The sequence below is a fragment of the Pseudoalteromonas sp. PA2MD11 genome, assembly GCF_017808125.1.
In the GTDB taxonomy this organism is placed as follows: Bacteria; Pseudomonadota; Gammaproteobacteria; order Enterobacterales; family Alteromonadaceae; genus Pseudoalteromonas; species Pseudoalteromonas simplex.
Window position 1 is genome coordinate 134,451 of the sequence record NZ_JADKNF010000004.1, and the last position, 19,301, is coordinate 153,751.

Genomic DNA, 19,301 nt, shown 5'->3' on the forward strand with positions numbered 1-19,301 from the left:
AAGCAAATTTATAAATCGCTGATAGTTATGAACGTTACTGCAATCTATCCGGGCACTTTCGACCCACTTACAAATGGCCATACAGACTTAATTCATCGCGCGGCAAAAATGTTCGATAAAGTGATTGTTGCCATTGCGCATAATCCTAGTAAACAACCTTGCTTTACCCTTGATGAGCGTGTTGAACTTGCTAATAAGATTTTAGCGCACCTTGATAACGTGAATGTAATTGGTTTTTCTGGCTTATTGGCTGATTTAGCTCGCGACCATAAAGCCGAAGTACTTATTCGCGGTATTCGTGCTGTGTCTGACTTTGACTATGAATTTCAGTTAGCTAATATGAATCGTCGTCTAAACCCTGATTTAGAAAGTGTATTTTTAACACCAGCAGAAAAGAATTCGTTTATATCATCAACTCTAGTTAAAGAAGTTGCACGCCACAATGGCGATGTGAGCGAGTTTGTTGACCCTATTGTAGCCAAAGCCTTACAGGATAAAATTCACGGATGAAATTAAAAAAGTTCATTAGCTTAACTGCATTACTAATGATCTCTGCGCCAAGTGTTGCTGGGCCATGGATAGAAAGTGACGACCCACTGCTTCGCGCTTCAATCGAAATGCTATTTAACCAAGGCATTATTAAACAGCCTATTAATAGCTACCCATTAATGTGGCAAGGTATCGCACGGGACCTAGAAGTTGCCAATACCAGCCAACTTGATGAGCAAAGCTTATTTGCGTATCAGCATGTAAAACATGCCCTTGATAATGCAAAGCAAAAAACTAGTTCAGGTATTCGCCTAAACTACAACAGCGAGCCACTGTCTCAGCAAGGGTTTGGTAAACGCCACCAGCAAGAAAGCGGTGTAAATAGTTATGGTTCAATCACAGGGAAGCGTGTTAGCGCTAAAGTCAGTGTAAATTACGCCGATGACGCCCTTGATAAGCAGTATGTTACTTACCAAGATAGCTATTTAGCCGTACTCCTGGGTAATTGGTCACTTAGTGCAGAGCAAGTAAGCCATTGGTGGGGGCCAAGTAACGATAACGCCCTGCTACTATCAAATAATGCGGCGCCAATGAAAGGCGTGCGCTTTACCAGAGCAAATACACAATATGTAGGCCCAAGTTGGTTATCATTTATCGGTAACTGGCAGTTAACGGGTATTTACGCCAAACAAAAGCCATATCTAAATAGCTCAGATGACGGTGACTTTTGGGCGCTCCGATTTGCAAGTACGCCATTAACAGGCCTTGAAATAGCAATTAACAGTGCAGGCTCTGATTATTTAACTAACTTAGAAATTGACCCTGTTACACTCGAAAGCAGTGAATCAACACACCGTTTAACTAGCTTAGATGTTAAGTACTCAACCTCTTTAGCGGCGCAACCTGTGGCATTTTATGCTGAAGTAATGGGTCGAAATGAAAGAGGTTTAGCACCGAGTGAGCCATTTTATACGCTGGGTGTTGAAAGCTATTTTGGCTCGAAAGAAAGTCTATTAAAAAGCTACTTTGAATACTCCAATACAGAGCAAACTTGTGAGCAAATTAGTGATTGCGTATATGGCTCTGGTAGCTATACACAACGCTCACGTTTAATTGGCAGCTCAACACCACGACAAAGTAAATCTGCTATCCTTGGCGCCTATTACCACACTCTAAATGGTTATGGTGGCCATGCCAAGCTTCGTTGGATTGAAAGCGAAGCAGCGCAAGCTGAGCTCGCATCAGATATGAGTCAGCTACAGTTGGAACTCGGTTATCAACAATCTGTCTTTAATGGTCTGTGGAAAGTGACGGGGCTTATTTCAAAAGATGAAATAGGCGATGAGTCAGAAACAAACACAGCCCTTAGAACCAGTTGGGAATTCCGTTTCTAACTAATGAGGTCAAGCTGGTTCAGCTTGGCCTCGAACTCGCCTATATAGCTTCACAAGCCCTAGAAAGTCTTTATTACTGAAAAGAGCGATGAGCATCATTGCATCCACAATATTGACTGTAACCGTATAAAAGCCCCATAACCACCACTCTTCTGTATTCTCAAGTATATTAATATCTACATACATACTGATAAAAAGAGAACAGTTAATTAATAAACCTAATATTACATAGAGTTTTGCAGGGTAACTATAGATCGATTTATCCTTAGTTATCAGCAGTATTGCACCAATACAAGTTAGATCTAGAGCTGTCCAAACTACATAGGCAGTTGCATAACTCATCGACTCAATCTGAAAAGTAGCTGAGGTTAGTGGATCTGAGGCTAAATAAGACAAAAACATTGTTAGCGAAATCCACATTAAAGTTTTGTCACCATTGGGCACGATTGACTTACTAACCATGTTATATAGGAAAGCCATCAGAAAGCCCCACATAATAAATGTTGCTAGATAAGCACTTACATACTTGTGAAACTCAGCCAAAGCTCTTAACCTTTTCGTTTGAAAAACTTCTCCCTACTACATGATGAAGCTTTAGAAAATCCTTATTAAAAAGCAGTACGAGAATCATAATTACATCAATGGTATTTACGCCAAATGAGTACAAGGTCCAAAGAAACCACTCTGACTTGTTTTCGTAAATAAAAATATCTATGTATATCGATAACATTAGAATGGAGTTGAGAATAAGTCCTAAAAGGATGTATGTTGTTCCGAAAAAGTTTGCTACCTTGGCACAGTACATCCAATATAAGACCACTGCTATAGTTAGTAAGTCAAAGTAAAACCAGTTCAGATAACTATAAATAGAGAGCTTAACGAAGCCACTGATGAAGTATGAAATCATCATAATAAAAGATAAAACAAGAACTCTACTATCTGTTTTATTAATATTAACCGCTAAGTTAAATAAAAAGGCCATCAAGAAGCCCCACTCGATGAAGGCCCCTAATAAGTCCCCCAAAAAAGCATCTATATACATAATTTAAGCTTGAGGGTGGGCAACCTTGTGTTTAAGTAAGCTTGAAAGACATGCCTTAAGTTTAACTAAACCTAAGAAGTCTCTATCGACTATCAGTGCTACTATCATCACAAAATCTGCGATGTTTACTCCAAAAGAGTATATATCCCAAAGAATCCAAGGCTCTTTTGTGTATTTGACATAAATATCGTAGTAGATAGCAAGGAACAATACTGTATTAACTAACAACCCTGTACAAACGTAATAAAAAGCTGTCGGTTTTTGGTTTTTTATAAATTTAGCAAAAAGAAGAATTAAAGAGAGTGTCACTAAATCCCAGACAGCCCAGTGAAGGTAAGTTTCTGTTGTTGAGAACCAAGAAAAGAAAGAATCACTTGAAAAGTAAGAGATAAACATTATAAAAGAAGAAAATAATAAAATTAGATTTTTCTTCGGAGTAGCTGTATATAAAAAGATATTAAAGAAAAAAGCCATCATGAAGCCCCAAACCACTAGGGCTCCTAATGATAAACCGAAATGATCTGTCAAAAACATCGACTATCCATTTTTATTGTGGCCTTTTATCTGGATCAATAATGATACCACCGCCACGTTGAATCTCTACACCACCTGATAAAGACAGCGCTTCTTTTGATAAAGTTACTGTATCAGATTGCAGGGTTTTATTACTAGTAGTTTGTTCCAAAGCAGGCTTTGTTTGTTGCATTTGGCTGTAAGCTTGCATTTGCAATTGGCTATTGTTTGAAACTTGCATAAGTTAATTCCTTTAAGTTAATTGTTTTTTCAGTACAGCTTACAATAGCTTGCAAGCTGAGTTAAGCGTTCTCATTTTTTTGACGCTTTTTTATACTTCATCGCGACGTTGCCACCGCATTGATAATAGAAGCAATTAACGATCCAACTTTTACAAAAGTTGATCATTTTGATCATAAAAGTCAGTAAATCTAAATTTCAGACATAAAAAAACGCACAGGGGTAACCGTGCGTTTTTCCTATCCAGGGAAAATTAAGCCAGGTGTTTACACGGGATCACCGCGCTATTACTTGGCTTTAAAATATATTCCATTGCCACTTCATCGCAATTATCTTTACGAAGGCAAAGCTCACAATCTTTGATCACTTTTTCTGGCAAACTGTCTTTGCTACAAAAGCTGAAACCTTGGCTTGCAAAAAATTCTGGCGCTCTTGTCAGAACAATTACCCGACTAAGCGCCAAGCTTTTGGCTTTTTTTAGCAAATGTTCAACAAGTTGACGTCCCTGCCCGGCAATTCGTGATTCGGGGTCCACCCCGAGCGAGCGAATTTCAGCAAGGCCGGTATCGTAAATATAAAGCGAGGCACAGCCAGCAACTTGGTTTTCAACTTCAGTGACAGCAAACTCATTAATTGAGTGAATCATGTCGCTCTTAGCCCGTGGTAGGTTTTCACCTACCGTTGCCCAATGCTGAATAAGCTTAGCGATTGACTCAACATCATTTAAGGTTGCGTCACGTACCGCTATTTGCTGTTTTTTTTTGCGTATTTAATGGCGCTTGTTACTTGCTCAAGTGACGTACCACCCAGCGCTTGTCTTGCTTTAATACACGCGTCTATTTCTAATACAGGATATACATCTGATTCGAAAATGCTATGCACAGACTTAAATTGCTCTAAACTTAAATCTTCTAAGTTATTCCCTTGTGCAATAGCCATTTGCACGAGCGTACCAACAATGTGATGACCTTCTCTAAATGGAATACCTTTAGCCACTAAATAGTCAGCAAGCTCAGTCGCATTTGAGTGGCCGCCTTTTGCTGCCGCTAATGTTCTCTCTGCATTAACTTTAATACCTTTAATGCATGCCTGCGCCATATGAATACATGCCAGCCAAGTTGGCATCGCATCAAATAAGCCTTCTTTGTCCTCTTGCATATCTTTATTGTAAGCAAGTGGTAGTGCTTTAAGTGTCATCATCATGGCACTGAATGCACCAAATACACGGCCCGTTTTACCACGAATTAACTCAAGAGCATCCGGGTTTTTCTTTTGTGGCATAAGAGAAGAGCCTGATGTTACCCCATCAGAAAGCTCAATAAAGCCCGCTTCACCCGAGTTATAAAAAATTAAGTCTTCTGCCATGCGCGATAAGTGGATCATCGAAATCGATGCGCAGCTTAATAGCTCAACCACAAAGTCACGGTCAGAAACGGCGTCAAGGCTATTACGTGTTGCGCCGGTAAAACCTAACCCTTCGGCAAGAATTTGCCTATCAATTGGGTACGCCGTTCCGGCTAAAGCACCACTACCAAGTGGACAATAATTCATACGGTTCTTGGCGTCGGTTAAACGGCTCTCATCACGCTCAAGCATTTCAACATAGGCCATACACCAATGACTAAATAACACAGGTTGTGCGCGCTGTAAGTGTGTGTAACCTGGTAAAATAGTACCTAGCTCACGCTCAGCTAAGGCAATAAACTCACCTTTGAGCTCTGCAATTGCCTCAAGGATATGCTCAGCAGTATCACGACACCACAAGCGGAAATCGGTTGCAACTTGGTCATTACGACTACGACCGGTATGAAGTTTTTTAGCAAGGTCGCCCACTTTATCAATCAGTGCTGATTCAACATAAGAATGAATGTCTTCATGCCCTGCTACAGCGACTGCTTGTGGGTTTGCTTTAACCTCATCTAGCAACTTATTAAGTGCTGCAACGAGGTCATCGTATTCTTGCTGATTAAGTACGTTAACTTGTTTTAACGCCCCTGCCCAAGCAACTGAACCAATAATGTCTTGCTCTGCAAGTTGATAATCAAAAGGAAGTGAATCGTTGAATTGTTTAAACGCTTCATCTGGACCCGTAGAAAAACGTCCGCCCCATAGTGCCATTGAACTGTCTCCAAATTCGGCTATTGCCCTGCTCGTGCAGGGCAATAATTAAATTACTTTTTCGTTAGTGCTGAGATTCTGCTTGATAGCGAGAATAAACGAATGAAGCCTTCAGCATGTGATTGGTCATATACATCATCTTCACCGAAGGTTGCAAAGTCTTCGCTGTATAAGCTATTCGGTGATTTTTTCTGTACTGCAGTGACTTGGCCTTTATAAAGCTTAAGCACTACTTCACCCGTTGCTAACTTAGACAGTGATTCAGCACCTGCAAGAATCGAGTCTTTTAATGGTGTAAACCAACGACCATCATAGACTAAATGAGAGAACTCACCACCAAGCACTTCTTTCCATTTACGGCTTGATTTATCTAGCACTAACTCGTCAATCGCTTGAAGAGCAGCCATGATCACAGTGCCTCCTGGTGTCTCATAACAGCCACGCGACTTCATACCCACTAAACGGTTTTCTACGATATCAACACGACCCACACCATGCGGCGCAGCAATGTCATTTAATTTAACTAAGCAGTCATATGGTTTTAATGACTCACCGTTAACAGCAACCACTTCACCTTCAACAACGTTTAATGTTACATATTCTGCTTCATTAGGTGCTTGCTCAGGCGAGTTAGTCCATGTCCATACTTGATCACTTGGTTGGCACCATGGATCTTCAAGCTCACCACCTTCGTGAGAAATGTGCCAAGCATTAGCATCACGGCTATAAATTTTTGTAGCTGACGCAGAGCACGGAATATTACGCTCAGCTAAGTAATCAAGTAATGATTCACGGCTTGATAAGTCCCACTCACGCCATGGTGCAATCACTTTTAGATCTGGTGCAAGGGCTGCGAAACATGACTCAAAACGCACCTGATCGTTACCTTTACCAGTACAACCATGTGAAAGCGCATCAGCGCCTACTTTACGGGCAATTTCAACCTGCGCTTTAGCAATGATTGGACGCGCCATAGACGTACCTAGTAAATAAGTGCCTTCGTAAATAGAACCCGTTTTTAAAGTTGGGTAAATATAATCACTGACCATTTCGTCTTTTAAGTCTACGATATGGCATTCCGACGCACCTGAAGCAATGGCTTTTTCTTCAACGCCTTCAAGCTCTTCTGCGCCTTGACCTACATCAGCAACAAACGCGATTACTTCACAGCCGTAGTTTTCTTTTAACCATGGCACGATTGCCGATGTATCAAGACCACCAGAATAGGCTAATACGACTTTTTTAATTGAACTCATTGGTGTTCCTTAAACAAAATTTGGATTTAATAATGTGACAAGTAGAGCGTTTTGCGCGTGCATACGATTCTCTGCTTGTTGAATAATTTTTGATGCTGGACCATCCATTACCTCAGAGGTAATTTCAAACTCACGATGCGCTGGCTGACAGTGAAGTACAGTCTGCGCACCGGTTTTCTCTAATAGGGCTTGGTTAAGCTGATAAGGCATATATTTAGCTTTTACCTGCTCAAGCGGTGTTTTATCACCCATTGAAACCCAGGTATCAGCATAGACTGCATTTGCGCCAACTGCCGCCTCAATTCTGTCACTCACCATAACAGACGCACCATTCATTGCTGCAATTTGCTCTGCTTGCTTGAGAATTTGTGAATCTGGTGAACTGCCTTTAGGACAAACTGCAACAAAATCAGTGCCTAAAGTGGCAGCTAATAACATTAGAGAGTGTGTGACGTTGTTACCTTCACCTAGGTAAGCAAGCTTTAGTTTGTTAACATCGCCATGCACTTCTTGCAGCGTTAAAAAGTCAGCAAGCGCTTGGCACGGGTGATATAAGTCACATAAGCTATTAACAACAGGCACCGATGAATATTCAGCAAGCGTGGTCAGTGTTTTGTGTGCATTCACGCGAGCAACAATGCCATCTGCCCAAGTTGAGATATTAAGGGCAAAATCTTTAACTGATTCACGAGCGCCCATGGCACCATTTTGTGAATCTAAATAAACCGCATGACCGCCTAATTTATTAATACCAATATCAAATGATAAACGGGTACGTAAGCTGGGTTTTTCGAACAAGGTAACCACTGATTTGCCCGCTAATGCTTGGCTGAAGTCTGCTGGGTTTGCTTTAATTTTTTGCGCTAAGTTTAGTAATTTTAGTGCGCCTTTTTGGTCTAACTCAAGACCATTTAAGAAATTCTTTAACATGAAATACCTATGGTGTAATTTTCGTTCCTACATGCTCGCCTTTTAATAAAGCGACTAAGTTCTCTGGCTTTAGCCAGCTTGAAATATACACACCACGTCGTAAATGTTGGGCAGCAAGAAGACTGGTCTTTACTTTGACCTCCATCCCGCCCTGAATAACTCCTTCAAAAATAAGTGATTCGATTTGCTGCGTATTAAGTTGATGTAGTGGCTGCTTATTAGCATCAAGCACAGCTTCTACGTCAGTCATAAAAATAAGTTCTGCATCAAGCTCTTTAGCGATAGCCGCTGCGGCTTCATCAGCATTGACGTTGTACCATTGGCCATCTTCTCCAAAGCCAATAGAGCTCACTAGGGGTAAACGACCTTGTTCAAGCATGCTAGGTAGCACGCTGTCACAACTACCTGAGCACTGACCTACTTGCGCCAATACTTTAAGTTTTTCAGATACCAGTACACCCGCTTCATAAAGGCTTAAACCCACAGGTTTGTGACCAGCGCTGATTGCTTGGCTTATCAATTGTTTATTGGCACATCCTGCAAGGGCACCAACAATATAAGGCATTTGCTCATTTGGGCTGATACGTAAACCTTGATGTTTTGCAGTTACAAAGCCGGCGTCTTTAAGCCAAGCATCCACCAAGGCACCACCACCATGAACAATCACAAAGTTATCTTGTTGCTCAGAAGCTAAAACATCAAAAAGCGCTTTTGCGGCATCTGCGCTATTTAACACAGCACCACCGACTTTAATGATCCAAGTTTTCATTACAGTGCTCCTACTAAACCAGTATGGTGAGGTTCACCCATGGCTAAATTAATACACTGTAATGCTTGCCCAGCTGCACCTTTTAATAGGTTATCAATCGCTGACATAACGATGAGTTGCTCACCTTTTTGCTGCCATGCAATATCAACAAATGGTTGTTTAGCAACACCTTTAATGCTTGGAATTTTATTGCCAAGTAAACGAATTAACGGCTCGTTTGCTAATACTTGATAAGCCGCGTTCACTTGCTCTGCTGTCACGCCTGGTTTTAATTGCACATAAATAGTTTCTAAAATTCCACGGGGAAAGTTACCTAAATGTGGGGTGAATAACACAGGGTGACCAAGGTGCTGTTCAATCTCTGGTGTGTGTCTGTGGTTAAACAAGCCATAAGGAGCAAGTGACACTTCGCAAAAGTGCGTGTTAACACTGGCTTTTCTACCAGCGCCTGTAACACCTGACACCGCATTAACAATAATGGCTTGATCAGCTAATAAACCCGCTTCTTTAAGTGGTTTTAAAGAATTAAGTGCTGCTGTTGGGTAACAACCCGCTACAGCAACAAGGTTTGCTTTACTAATTGCATCGCTATTCCATTCAGCTAAACCATACGCTGCTTGCTCTAAAAGCGCAGGATGTTCATGTGCGAAACCGTAATAAGTTAGGTAATCCTCATTCCCAGCTAAACGGAAACCACCAGATAGGTCGAATACTTTTTTACCCATGGCTAAAAATTGGGGAGCAAGATCAACACTAACCTTGTGATCTGTACACAGGCATACATAGTCAGCATTGTTTTCGATATCTTTATACGCTTCGCCTGTTAGAGGTTGTAGTTGATACTCTAACAATCCAAGGTGCTCAGGGTATAAATCGCTTAATAATTTACTTTTATCTAAACTCCCTTCAGACACATAACATGCTTGTAGGGTCAGTTTTGGATGCTTAGCAACTAAACTTGCTAGCTCTGCGCCGCTATAACCACTTGCGCCAATAATCACTACATTCATTGCTTACTTTTACCTATTAAATCTATTTATCGATACGCCTAAAATTACTCGCTTAATTGCGAATAAAAACACTGTCTAAGGTAATGAAATCAGGTTATCGTCGTTTCGTGTTCATCGTTCAGTTTTACTAATATTTATGCTTAAAAAGTGAATTGATATTCATCATAAATACTTTTATATTGTTATGCAATTAGATTGAATAATTATTTTTGGATTTTTTTATGTCGCTACCCTCTTTTTTATCTATGTATCAGCAGCTAATTGCTGCCCCTTCAATTAGTGCGATTGAAGATTCTTTGTGCATGAGCAATAAAGGGGTAATTACCTTGCTCGCAGACTGGTGCGAAAGCCTGGGTTTTACATGTGAAATCACAGAGCTTGAAAACGGCAAAGGCCGTTACAACTTATTAGCTAAACGCGGTAAAGGAGATGGCGGTTTAATGCTTGCAGGTCATACTGATACTGTGCCATTTGATGATAGCCGCTGGAATTACGATCCTTTTAAACTCAGTGAGCATGACAATAAACTTTATGGCTTAGGTAGTATTGATATGAAAGGCTTTTTTGCCTTTGTACTACAGGCTATCAGCGAGCTTGATGAAACTAAGCAAACAGAGCCACTTTTAATCCTAGCCACAGCCGATGAAGAAACCACAATGGCAGGTGCGCAACAAATTTGCCGTCACCCAGACTTAAAACCAGCGCGCTGTATTATTGGTGAGCCAACAGATATGACACCGGTATTTACTCATAAAGGTCATATGAGTACAGCGATCCGCGTAATTGGTCGCTCAGGCCATAGTTCAGATCCTGAACGTGGTTTAAACGCCATCGAAGTCATGCATAAAATGATTACAAAATTGTTAATCATCAAAGAAGAATTAAAGAATAAATATTCAGTCGAGCACTTTGAAATTCCGTACCCAACCTTGAACCTTGGCCATATTCATGGTGGCGACAATGCCAACCGCATTTGTGGCTGCTGTGAAATGCACATTGATATGCGGCCTTTACCTGGTTTAAGTGTGCAAGAACTACAAGCCATTTTGCTAACTGCTGCAGAAGAAATTAATGCTCAATACCCAAATGCAGTGAGTGTTATCGACATGCATGAACCTATCCCTGCGTTTAGCGGCAGCACGGATACAGCATTAGTAAAGCTGGCCGAAAAAGTCTCGGGTCAACCTGCTGTCGCCGTAAACTATTGTACAGAAGCCCCTTTCATTCAACAGCTTGGCTGCGAAACCATTGTAATGGGACCGGGCTCAATTAACCAAGCCCACCAGCCAGATGAGTTTTTGGCGATGGAAAAAATTAAACCTTCGCAATCGATTATCAGTAACATGATCAAAGCAAGCTGCTTTAGTGAATAACGGGAGCATCACGCTCCCTTTGTTAATCCATATACTTACTTAAATATTTTTTAAATACCGGGTCGGTTTTCGCCAGCTCTTTTTGCTCCGCTAAAATATCTTTTAGAATTGCTTTAGAGGTTAACGGGTTGGCTAATACAACACGAAAAACCACGGTGGGTTGATGGTCATATTTTGCAGGTGTTAAACGTGTACGCGATACAAAAGAGCGACCCGCTTCACGCTGACGCTTTTGCATGCTTGCAGTAAAGCGATTCAACGAAGCGTAAATATCTAATTTCGTTTCTTCGTCTGCATCTTTCAGTTTCGCTTGGATTTCTTTTGGTACGTAACGATAGGTTAATAGGCAAAGTTCAGGCTCTGAGATTAATTCAAAATCTTCATCCTGCTTGATCATATCGGCAAAAGTGCGCGCTTTCACGATACTGCGATCAATTAGCATCTCGTAACCTTTACGACCAATAACACGTAAGCAAGCATGCACTAACATTGCCATACCTGGGCGGCTGCCCTCAAGGGTATGACTGCCTAAATCTTTTGAGCCTTTACGAAGAATATATTCCGCATGATGCTCAATAGCATCCGTCGCAGCAGGGTCTTTAAATAACACTAACCCCGCGCCCATCGGCACATACATTTGTTTGTGAGCATCAATGGTAATTGAATCAGCGCGCTCAATACCGCTCAATAGGTGACGGTAATTTGAAGAAAGTAAGGTTGCACCGCCCCATGCAGCGTCGACATGAAAATGACAACCTAGTTCTTCGCTTAAATCAGCCATTTCATTGAGTGGATCTATGCTGCCCGTTTCAGTCGTACCAGCAACACCCACAAGTGCCATTACCTTAATGCCAGACGCTTCAAGCTCATGGGCCTTTTTACGCATCGCATCGACATCGACTTTATTATTTTCGCCGGTTGCGATTGCGACAATGTTATCGCGACCAATACCCAGTAGATCAACGGTTTTGCCTAATGAGTAATGGCCTCGCTCAGAAACAAGCACAGCTAAGCCTTTGTAACCATAGTGCAGCATTCCCGCGATTAAACCCTGTGCAGCAATGCCTTTATAGTCACCATCGGCTTTTAATAAACGGTTGCGGGCAATCCATAAGGCGGTAATGTTAGCGACAGTGCCACCTGAACAGAATGCGCCTAATGACGTTTTCGCACTGTGCATCCATTTGCTATAAAAGCTGTCGTCTTCACCATAAGCAAGGTGATGCATCATGCCCAAAACTTGTCTTTCAAGTGGCGTAAATGCCTTTGAAGTTTCAATTTTTACTAGGTTTTGGTTTAGACCGACCATTAATTTAGAAAGCGGTAACACAAAATGCGGTAACGCTGAGGTCATGTGACCAATAAAGCTTGGTGCAGCAGTATGCACTGAATGAGCAACCAACTGCTCCATAATATCTTGAGCATAATCAGAAACAAAGGTTGGCTCTTCTGGGATAGTGGCCGTTTGAAAGTCTTTTTCAATTTCGTGCAAAGGCTTTTCAATTGCAGCTATATTCTCATTTAAGAACCCAGCTAAGTTGCTAGAAATTTCAGATTCGATTTTACTTAATGTCGAGTCTGGTGCTTCTGGCACCGTAAAAATACGAATCAAGCTTTCTTTGGAGGCGACGGCACAACGCTTTTGATCCATCCTAATACCCATAATTAGCAGCTAAAAATGCACCTGATGATGGGACATCTTGGTGAACACTTTTGCGGCACTGTTGCTACGAAATTGGCTAACTTTACTGGAATATCACGAAAATGTCTCGCATAAAGCTAAAAAGGCATAATTTCGATGACAAAAAAATGATTTATTGATGAAATTTGCGGTCAATTTATACTATCAGAGAAGTATTTTTTAAGTATAATCAAACGATAACCGCAAAGGGAACGTTTATGCCCAAAGGAATGCAAAAAACTAGCTGGCTGCTATATGGTTTCGCCGTTTTTTTTATTAGTTTATTTGGCTATATCTATTATACCTATGAAACCACCCGCAGTGAGATCATGGCAAATATCGATAGCAAATTGCTAAATGCCGCGGTCAGTGTCAAGCATATACTAGGTGATGACTACCATAATACAGTCAATGCTGGTCTACCTATTCCCAGTTCTACCTACAAAGAAAAAAGTCTTGCCCTTTCAGAATACGCAAAGCAAATGCAACTTGCTTATGTGTATGCAATGGTCCTTCGCGATGACAAAGTCTACTTTAGCGCCTCAAGTTACACTCAAAAAGATCAAAACACTGGTCGTGTCACACAGTTTTTAGATGCCTACCCCGAAGCGACAGAACTTAACAAAGAAGCCTTTTATTCGACCGAACCCGTTTTTGAAATATCGCAGGATCAATGGGGGTATTTTAAAAGTATCTTTGTTACTTTTGTCGATGATAATGGCCAAACTTATATAACTGGCGCAGACATTACTATAAGTGACTTAAACCAGCAGCTTCAGCAAAGCGTTACAAGGGCGATGGTTACCAGTAGCTTTTTCTTCTTTATTGCATTACTTATAGCAGGATTATATTTCTTACAGCTTAAACGCTCGCTATCAACAGACGCACGCACTGGCTTTGCTAATCATGTTGCCCTTGAATATCACATAAAGAAAACGACCAAACACCGTATGGAATTGGCGATTATCATCATCAACGAGCTTGAAGACATCAGCAGTTTTTATGGCAGTGAAGTGAGTGATAAAGTGATGGCTAACATACTAAGGTACTTTCAATCACGTATACCTCGTGATGGCGGTATTTACCGCTTAACAACCAATAAAATCGCATTATTACGTACTCATACTGATGAGCATAATATCGACGAAGTAATAAACGCTTTTAACAATGCGATCCCAGCACTGAAAGAACCGTTTATTTATGTCAGCTTATCCGCAGGTGTCGCTACAGGTAATAAATTATTACTGATAGAAAACGCCCACATAGCACTTCAGCAGGCCAAATTAAACAACCAGCGTTTAATACGCTATGAAAATGTTTTTAAACAAGTTGAAGAACAATTTAAAAGTAACGTTTTCCTTGCTAAAGAAGTCAAAGAAGCCTTCGATAACAATCGCATAGTGCCTTATTTTCAAGCAATTTATAACAACCAAAGTAAGGCCGTAGATCATTATCAATGCCTTGCCAGAATGGTAAGTTCAACTGGTCGTATTCACGCACCTGATTACTTTATGATGGTACTAAAACGCTCACGTATGGACGGTCTTTTAAGACGCACCATATTTACTCGTTGTATTGAGCAATTTAGGAAAACCAATGTACGCTGGAGTATCAACATTACCGCACAGGATATCCTTGACCCAAGCTTGAGCGAGTTTTTTGAATTACAGCTAAGGCGTTATCCGCAACCCCATAATATTATCTTTCAATTCCATGAACGCGATGCGATTGCTTACTTTGGTGAAATAAAAACCTTTATTAGCACTTTAAAGAATAAAGGTGCTCAGGTTTTTATTAATGAATTTGGCGCAGGCTTTTCAAACTTGCCTCACATTAGGAAGCTTGAGATCGATGGCTTGAAATTAGATAAAGGATTGGTAAGCCAAATTCATACTAATAAAGATAACTATCTGTTTATTGAAAACTTGGTGAAATACGCTCAGCAACTAAAATTAGATGTAATCGCTGAGCAAGTTGATAACGAACAAATAGCAGACGCGCTTGCTCGTGCAGGTGTTACTTTAATGCAAGGGAGTCATTTTGCACCGCCAACTCCCTATATTCATTAAAGGTTGATCACCAAGCGGTGGCTTTGTTGACCACTGGCCCAGTACTTTCGTTCGAATGGGGTAATGGCAATATCACTCTCATATAGTTCAACATCGCACTTATGTCCAGCAAGCTCTAATGAGCGGGCAAACTCTTTAACGTATATATCCCAATTGCTTCTGAGCTCTAAGCGGCCGCCTAATTTAACGATGTACGGAAAAATTGCAGCGCCGTGCCAGCGTCTTTGCAAGTGCTTTGCTTTTGGCCAAGGATTTGGATACAACAGGTAATGATGACTAGGTTGCCAGTTTGCAGCCACCGCCAAGCGCCAGAAATCGTTTAAATCAGCTTGCACTAAAATGTACTGCCCCGCATCTGTTTGCTTGTATTCGATATCATGCTTATCTAGACGATGTGATGATTTATCAATGCCAATCACTAACGCATCTGGGTGGCGCTTTGCTAAGTTTGCGGTGCTTTCACCTACCCCACAACAGGAATCAAGAATAATAGGCCCTGCAAACGCTTGCACCTTTTCGTTTACCTGATCAAAAGCCGCTTGCGTATGCTCTGCAATCGGCTTTTTAAATTCAGCACTTAAGTGCTTTAAAACAATTTCGTCTAGCTTTTCATGTAAGCCAGGTTGATTCGATACAATACTTCTCGAATTTGCATCCGTCATTAGTGTCTAAGCCCCACACCACGTTTAATAAGGGTTAATGCTAAGGTAAATAACCCCACAATAAATAAACCAAGTACACCAAATGCTACCGATAAGTCGACATCAGACACACCTAAGAAACCATATCTAAATGCATTCACCATATAAATAATTGGGTTTACTTGCGATACGCCTTGCCAAAATTCTGGCAACAAGGTGATAGAGTAAAACACTCCACCGAGATAAGTCAGCGGCGTTAAAATGAAGGTCGGGATAATACTAATATCATCAAAACTATTAGCATAAATTGCATTGATAAGTCCGCCTAATGCAAACACAGCCGACGTTAAAATAACCGTAGCCATAATCACAAAAATATTATGAATTTGAATATCAACAAATAGCAAAGAGACACAAGTAACAATTAAACCAACCAACATACCTCGTGTCATACCACCGCCCATATAACCAAGTACAATGATATAATTTGGCACTGGCGCAACGAGTAGCTCTTCAATGCTTTTTTGAAATTTAGTCGAATAGAAACTCGAAGCAACATTCGAGTAAGAGTTGGTGATCACCGACATCATAATCAGACCCGGGACAATAAACTCCATATAAGTAAAGCCACCCATATCACCGATACGAGAACCAATCAGATTACCAAAAATCACAAAATACAGACTCATCGTGATTGCCGGCGGAACTAAGGTTTGCACCCAAATACGTAAAAAGCGAATACACTCTTTGATCCAAATACTTTTTAGCGCTACTCCATATCTAAACATTATTCGCCTCGCCCTTGTTCTAATAAGCCTACAAACAGCTCTTCTAAACGGTTTGCTTTATTTCGCATACTCAGCACAGTATTACCTTGTTCAGTCAGCGCACTAAATACTTGGTTTAAGCCCTGAGACTTCGCCACTTCAACTTCTAAAGTGTGGTCGTCAGTCAGTATGTATTTGTAACCGTCGATGCTAATTGGCTGCACAGGTTGCTTTAAATCCAGTACAAAGGTTTCTTTATCAAGCTTGGCAAGTAAGGCTTTAATGGTAGTGTTTTCAACAATCACACCGCTGTCGATAATCGCGATGTTTTTACATAACAGCTCAGCCTCTTCAAGGTAATGGGTAGTCAAGATGATGGTCACACCTTGCTTATTTATCTCGCGAAGAAAATCCCACATAGAGCGGCGCAGCTCAATATCAACACCCGCTGTTGGTTCATCTAAAATGAGTAATTTAGGTTCATGCATCAGTGCACGAGCAATCATTAAGCGGCGTTTCATACCACCTGAAAGGGTGCGCGCTTGTTTATCTTTTTTCTCAAATAAGCCTAGCTGCTTTAAGTATTTTTCAGCGCGCTCATGCGCCAGCTTTCTTGGTACACCGTAATAGCCTGCTTGGTTAACTAAGATTTGATTTAGTGTTTCAAACTGACTGAAATTAAATTCTTGCGGTACTAAGCCAAGTTCAGACTTAGCAGCTTCAAGGTCTGTATCAATATCGTGACCAAATACCTGGACACGACCGGCACTTTTGTTCACTAACGATGAAATAACACCAATAGTGGTTGATTTACCAGCACCGTTTGGTCCAAGTAGAGCAAAGAAATCGCCTTGCTGAACTTGTAAATCAATGCCTTTTACGGCTTCAACACCATTTTTATAAACCTTTTTTAGGCCTTCAATATTTAATGCGATCGTTTTTTCGCTCACTGTTTGCCCTCTCCATAACCCCAACGTTTCGTCAAAGTATGTTCAATGTTTAAATGATCTAAAATTCTCGCCACCATAAAATCAACCAGATCTGAAATCTGCTCTGGCTGGTGATAAAACCCCGGAGCCGCAGGCATAATGGTTACGCCGAGCCTTGCTAGCTTCAGCATGTTTTCAAGGTGGATTTCGCTAAATGGCGTTTCACGCGGGACTAAAATTAGCTGCCCACGCTCTTTAATGACCACATCAGCGGCGCGTTCGAGTAAGTTATCTGACGCCCCGACTGCAATTGCAGATACTGAACCTGCACTACACGGGCATACCACCATTTTTTTCGGCGCGGCTGAGCCAGATGCAACAGGACTAAACCAGTTGTCTTTACCAAATACTTTAAGTTGCTCAGGAGCGGCATTAAAAAGTGTACTCAGTTGCTCTGTCGCTTTGTCTTCATTACCCGAAAGTTTGATATTCGATTCTGTATCAAAGACCACTCTTGCCGCACTTGAAATCAATACATACACCTGAAACTGCTGTTCAAGTAATACTTCTAATAACCTTAAGCCATAAGGAGCCCCAGAGGCACCGCTAAAAGCTAACGTTATTTTATCTTTAAATTGCATACAGTTAAGCTCCGTATACTGGTTAGTTTTGTTCAAGAGCTGTGATTAAACGCTGATGAATACCTTCAAAACCACCATTACTCATAATTAAAATATGTTGTGACGGCGCACTGTTGCCAACAACCTGAGTAATGATTTCCTCAGTGCTTTTCATGCAATGCATACCTGCTTTGTCTGCATATTCTTTCAGCGACCAGCTTAAATTTTCTGGCTCAAATAAATACACATCATCTGCTGCATCGAGTGAATCAATTAAGGTTTGTTGATGCACGCCCATTTTCATAGTGTTTGAACGAGGCTCTAAAATAGCAACTATCTTATCAGTGCCTACTTTTGCACGTAGCCCTGCTAAGGTCGTTTTAATTGCCGTTGGATGATGGGCAAAGTCGTCATACACTTTTATTGAGTTAATGTCGGCTTTCAGCTCCATACGCCGCTTAGGAGAGATAAACTCAGCTAAGCCTGCAATACTGACTGATACCGCAATGCCTACGTGTCTGGCTGCTGCAATGGCCATTATGGCATTTTTGACATTGTGCTCGCCCATGGCTTGCCAGCTGACAACACCTTGAACTTGTGAATCTAGTAGCACTTCAAATTCACTACCATCAGCTTTAAGTAAGCGGTAATCCCAATCACCTAACAGTGTTTCGCTTTCGCTCCAAAGGCCACGTTCAATCACATCTTGTAGTGCTTCGTCTTGGCTTGGCCAAATTACTTTGCCACTACAAGGTAATGTACGCATTAAATGATGAAATTGTTTCTTTATCGCGTTTAAATCTTCAAAAATATCAGCATGATCAAATTCAAGATTATTCAGAATTAAGGTACGCGGTAAGTAGTGTACAAATTTACTGCGTTTATCGAAAAACGCCGTGTCGTATTCGTCGGCTTCAATAACAAAAAATGGTGTTTCGCCAACACGAGCAGACACACCAAAGTTTTGCACGATACCACCAATCAAAAAGCCCGGTGTCATTCCAGCGTATTCAAGTAACCATGCTAGCATACTAGCTGTGGTTGTTTTGCCGTGTGTGCCTGCTACAGCCAACACCCACGAATTTTGCAGTAAATTATGCTTTAACCATTCTGGGCCAGAAGTATAAGGTAAGCCTTTATCAAGTACGTACTCAACGCAAGGATTGCCTCGACTCATAGCATTACCAATTACCACCATATCTGGCGCAGGTTCTAGTTGGGCAACGTCATATCCTTGAGTGAGCTTTATACCTAGCTCTTCTAATTGTGTGCTCATCGGCGGGTACACATTTTGATCAGAGCCTGTCACTGTGTGACCTAACGATTTAGCGATTGCGGCAATACCACCCATAAAGGTGCCACAAATTCCAAGAATATGAATATGCATCTACTGTCCTGAGCAAAATGAATAAGAGATAAGTAAGGCGCTATAATGCCAAATATAAGCTTTACTTACCATT

Annotated in this window: 17 protein-coding genes and 1 pseudogene; 4 read left to right on the forward strand and 14 right to left on the reverse strand. The window is 41.1% G+C overall.

Translation table 11 applies throughout. The features are described 5' to 3' along the window. Nucleotides 1-27 precede the first annotated feature (27 nt). Nucleotides 28-510, forward strand: coding sequence for a pantetheine-phosphate adenylyltransferase (gene coaD / locus ISP07_RS06925; RefSeq protein WP_209327177.1), 483 nt, complete (start codon nucleotides 28-30; stop codon nucleotides 508-510). Next, nucleotides 507-1,883: a capsule assembly Wzi family protein gene (locus ISP07_RS06930; RefSeq protein WP_209327178.1), complete on the forward strand. Its 1,377-nt coding sequence runs from the start codon at nucleotides 507-509 to the stop codon at nucleotides 1,881-1,883. The genes coaD and ISP07_RS06930 overlap by 4 nt, the downstream gene beginning before the upstream one ends. Before the next feature lie 9 nt (nucleotides 1,884-1,892). Here the strand turns inward: ISP07_RS06930 and ISP07_RS06935 are convergent, their stop codons facing one another. The 8 genes and pseudogenes from ISP07_RS06935 to argC form a co-directional block, all read right to left on the reverse strand. Next, complete coding sequence (locus ISP07_RS06935) at nucleotides 1,893-2,426, reverse strand: hypothetical protein (RefSeq protein WP_209327179.1); 534 nt, start codon at nucleotides 2,424-2,426, stop codon at nucleotides 1,893-1,895. A 502-nt stretch (nucleotides 2,427-2,928) separates the two neighbouring features. Next, on the reverse strand, nucleotides 2,929-3,459 hold the full coding sequence (locus ISP07_RS06940) for a hypothetical protein (protein ID WP_209327180.1): 531 nt from the start codon (nucleotides 3,457-3,459) through the stop codon (nucleotides 2,929-2,931). A 13-nt stretch (nucleotides 3,460-3,472) separates the two neighbouring features. Continuing rightward, nucleotides 3,473-3,679 (reverse strand): hypothetical protein, encoded by a 207-nt coding sequence (locus ISP07_RS06945; RefSeq protein ID WP_209327181.1) that lies wholly within the window; start codon nucleotides 3,677-3,679, stop codon nucleotides 3,473-3,475. Nucleotides 3,680-3,931: 252 nt separating this feature from the next. Continuing rightward, nucleotides 3,932-5,796, reverse strand: a pseudogene (argH, locus tag ISP07_RS06950) (argininosuccinate lyase). Between the two features lie 53 nt (nucleotides 5,797-5,849). Further along, a complete protein-coding gene (locus ISP07_RS06955; protein ID WP_054551091.1) occupies nucleotides 5,850-7,052 on the reverse strand; it encodes an argininosuccinate synthase in 1,203 nt (400 codons plus the stop codon). A gap of 9 nt (nucleotides 7,053-7,061) precedes the next feature. After that, entirely contained in the window at nucleotides 7,062-7,982 is a 921-nt protein-coding gene (locus tag ISP07_RS06960; protein ID WP_209327182.1) for an ornithine carbamoyltransferase, read from the reverse strand. Nucleotides 7,983-7,989: 7 nt separating this feature from the next. Then, nucleotides 7,990-8,751 carry an acetylglutamate kinase gene (gene argB / locus ISP07_RS06965; protein ID WP_209327183.1) on the reverse strand — a complete coding sequence of 254 codons (762 nt, stop codon included), beginning with the start codon at nucleotides 8,749-8,751 and terminating at the stop codon, nucleotides 7,990-7,992. Beyond that, a complete protein-coding gene (gene argC, locus ISP07_RS06970; RefSeq protein ID WP_209327184.1) occupies nucleotides 8,751-9,761 on the reverse strand; it encodes an N-acetyl-gamma-glutamyl-phosphate reductase in 1,011 nt (336 codons plus the stop codon). Before argC ends, argB begins: the two co-directional genes overlap by 1 nt. Before the next feature lie 221 nt (nucleotides 9,762-9,982). Between argC and argE the strand changes: the two genes are divergently transcribed. Further along, on the forward strand, nucleotides 9,983-11,134 hold the full coding sequence (gene argE / locus ISP07_RS06975; RefSeq protein WP_209327185.1) for an acetylornithine deacetylase: 1,152 nt from the start codon (nucleotides 9,983-9,985) through the stop codon (nucleotides 11,132-11,134). 22 nt (nucleotides 11,135-11,156) lie between these two features. On the opposite strand, the gene panP is transcribed toward argE, so the two are convergent. Then, nucleotides 11,157-12,785, reverse strand: a complete 1,629-nt coding sequence (gene panP, locus ISP07_RS06980) for a pyridoxal-dependent aspartate 1-decarboxylase PanP (protein WP_209327186.1) — start codon at nucleotides 12,783-12,785, stop codon at nucleotides 11,157-11,159. A 248-nt stretch (nucleotides 12,786-13,033) separates the two neighbouring features. Between panP and ISP07_RS06985 the strand changes: the two genes are divergently transcribed. Then, a complete protein-coding gene (locus tag ISP07_RS06985; RefSeq protein WP_209327187.1) occupies nucleotides 13,034-14,884 on the forward strand; it encodes an EAL domain-containing protein in 1,851 nt (616 codons plus the stop codon). Here ISP07_RS06985 and trmB read toward each other — a convergent pair. The 5 genes from trmB to mpl are packed head-to-tail and all read right to left on the reverse strand — an operon-like array spanning nucleotide 14,881 to nucleotide 19,228. After that, nucleotides 14,881-15,546 carry a tRNA (guanine(46)-N(7))-methyltransferase TrmB gene (gene trmB / locus ISP07_RS06990; protein ID WP_209327188.1) on the reverse strand — a complete coding sequence of 222 codons (666 nt, stop codon included), beginning with the start codon at nucleotides 15,544-15,546 and terminating at the stop codon, nucleotides 14,881-14,883. The genes ISP07_RS06985 and trmB overlap by 4 nt on opposite strands. After that, nucleotides 15,546-16,313 (reverse strand): ABC transporter permease, encoded by a 768-nt coding sequence (locus ISP07_RS06995; protein WP_063703120.1) that lies wholly within the window; start codon nucleotides 16,311-16,313, stop codon nucleotides 15,546-15,548. Before ISP07_RS06995 ends, trmB begins: the two co-directional genes overlap by 1 nt. After that, nucleotides 16,313-17,242, reverse strand: coding sequence for an ABC transporter ATP-binding protein (locus ISP07_RS07000; protein ID WP_209327189.1), 930 nt, complete (start codon nucleotides 17,240-17,242; stop codon nucleotides 16,313-16,315). Before ISP07_RS07000 ends, ISP07_RS06995 begins: the two co-directional genes overlap by 1 nt. After that, nucleotides 17,239-17,862: a flavin prenyltransferase UbiX gene (locus ISP07_RS07005; protein WP_054551081.1), complete on the reverse strand. Its 624-nt coding sequence runs from the start codon at nucleotides 17,860-17,862 to the stop codon at nucleotides 17,239-17,241. The genes ISP07_RS07000 and ISP07_RS07005 overlap by 4 nt, the downstream gene beginning before the upstream one ends. 22 nt (nucleotides 17,863-17,884) lie before the next feature. Further along, nucleotides 17,885-19,228, reverse strand: coding sequence for a UDP-N-acetylmuramate:L-alanyl-gamma-D-glutamyl-meso-diaminopimelate ligase (gene mpl, locus ISP07_RS07010; protein WP_054551080.1), 1,344 nt, complete (start codon nucleotides 19,226-19,228; stop codon nucleotides 17,885-17,887). Between the last annotated feature and the right edge of the window lie 73 nt (nucleotides 19,229-19,301).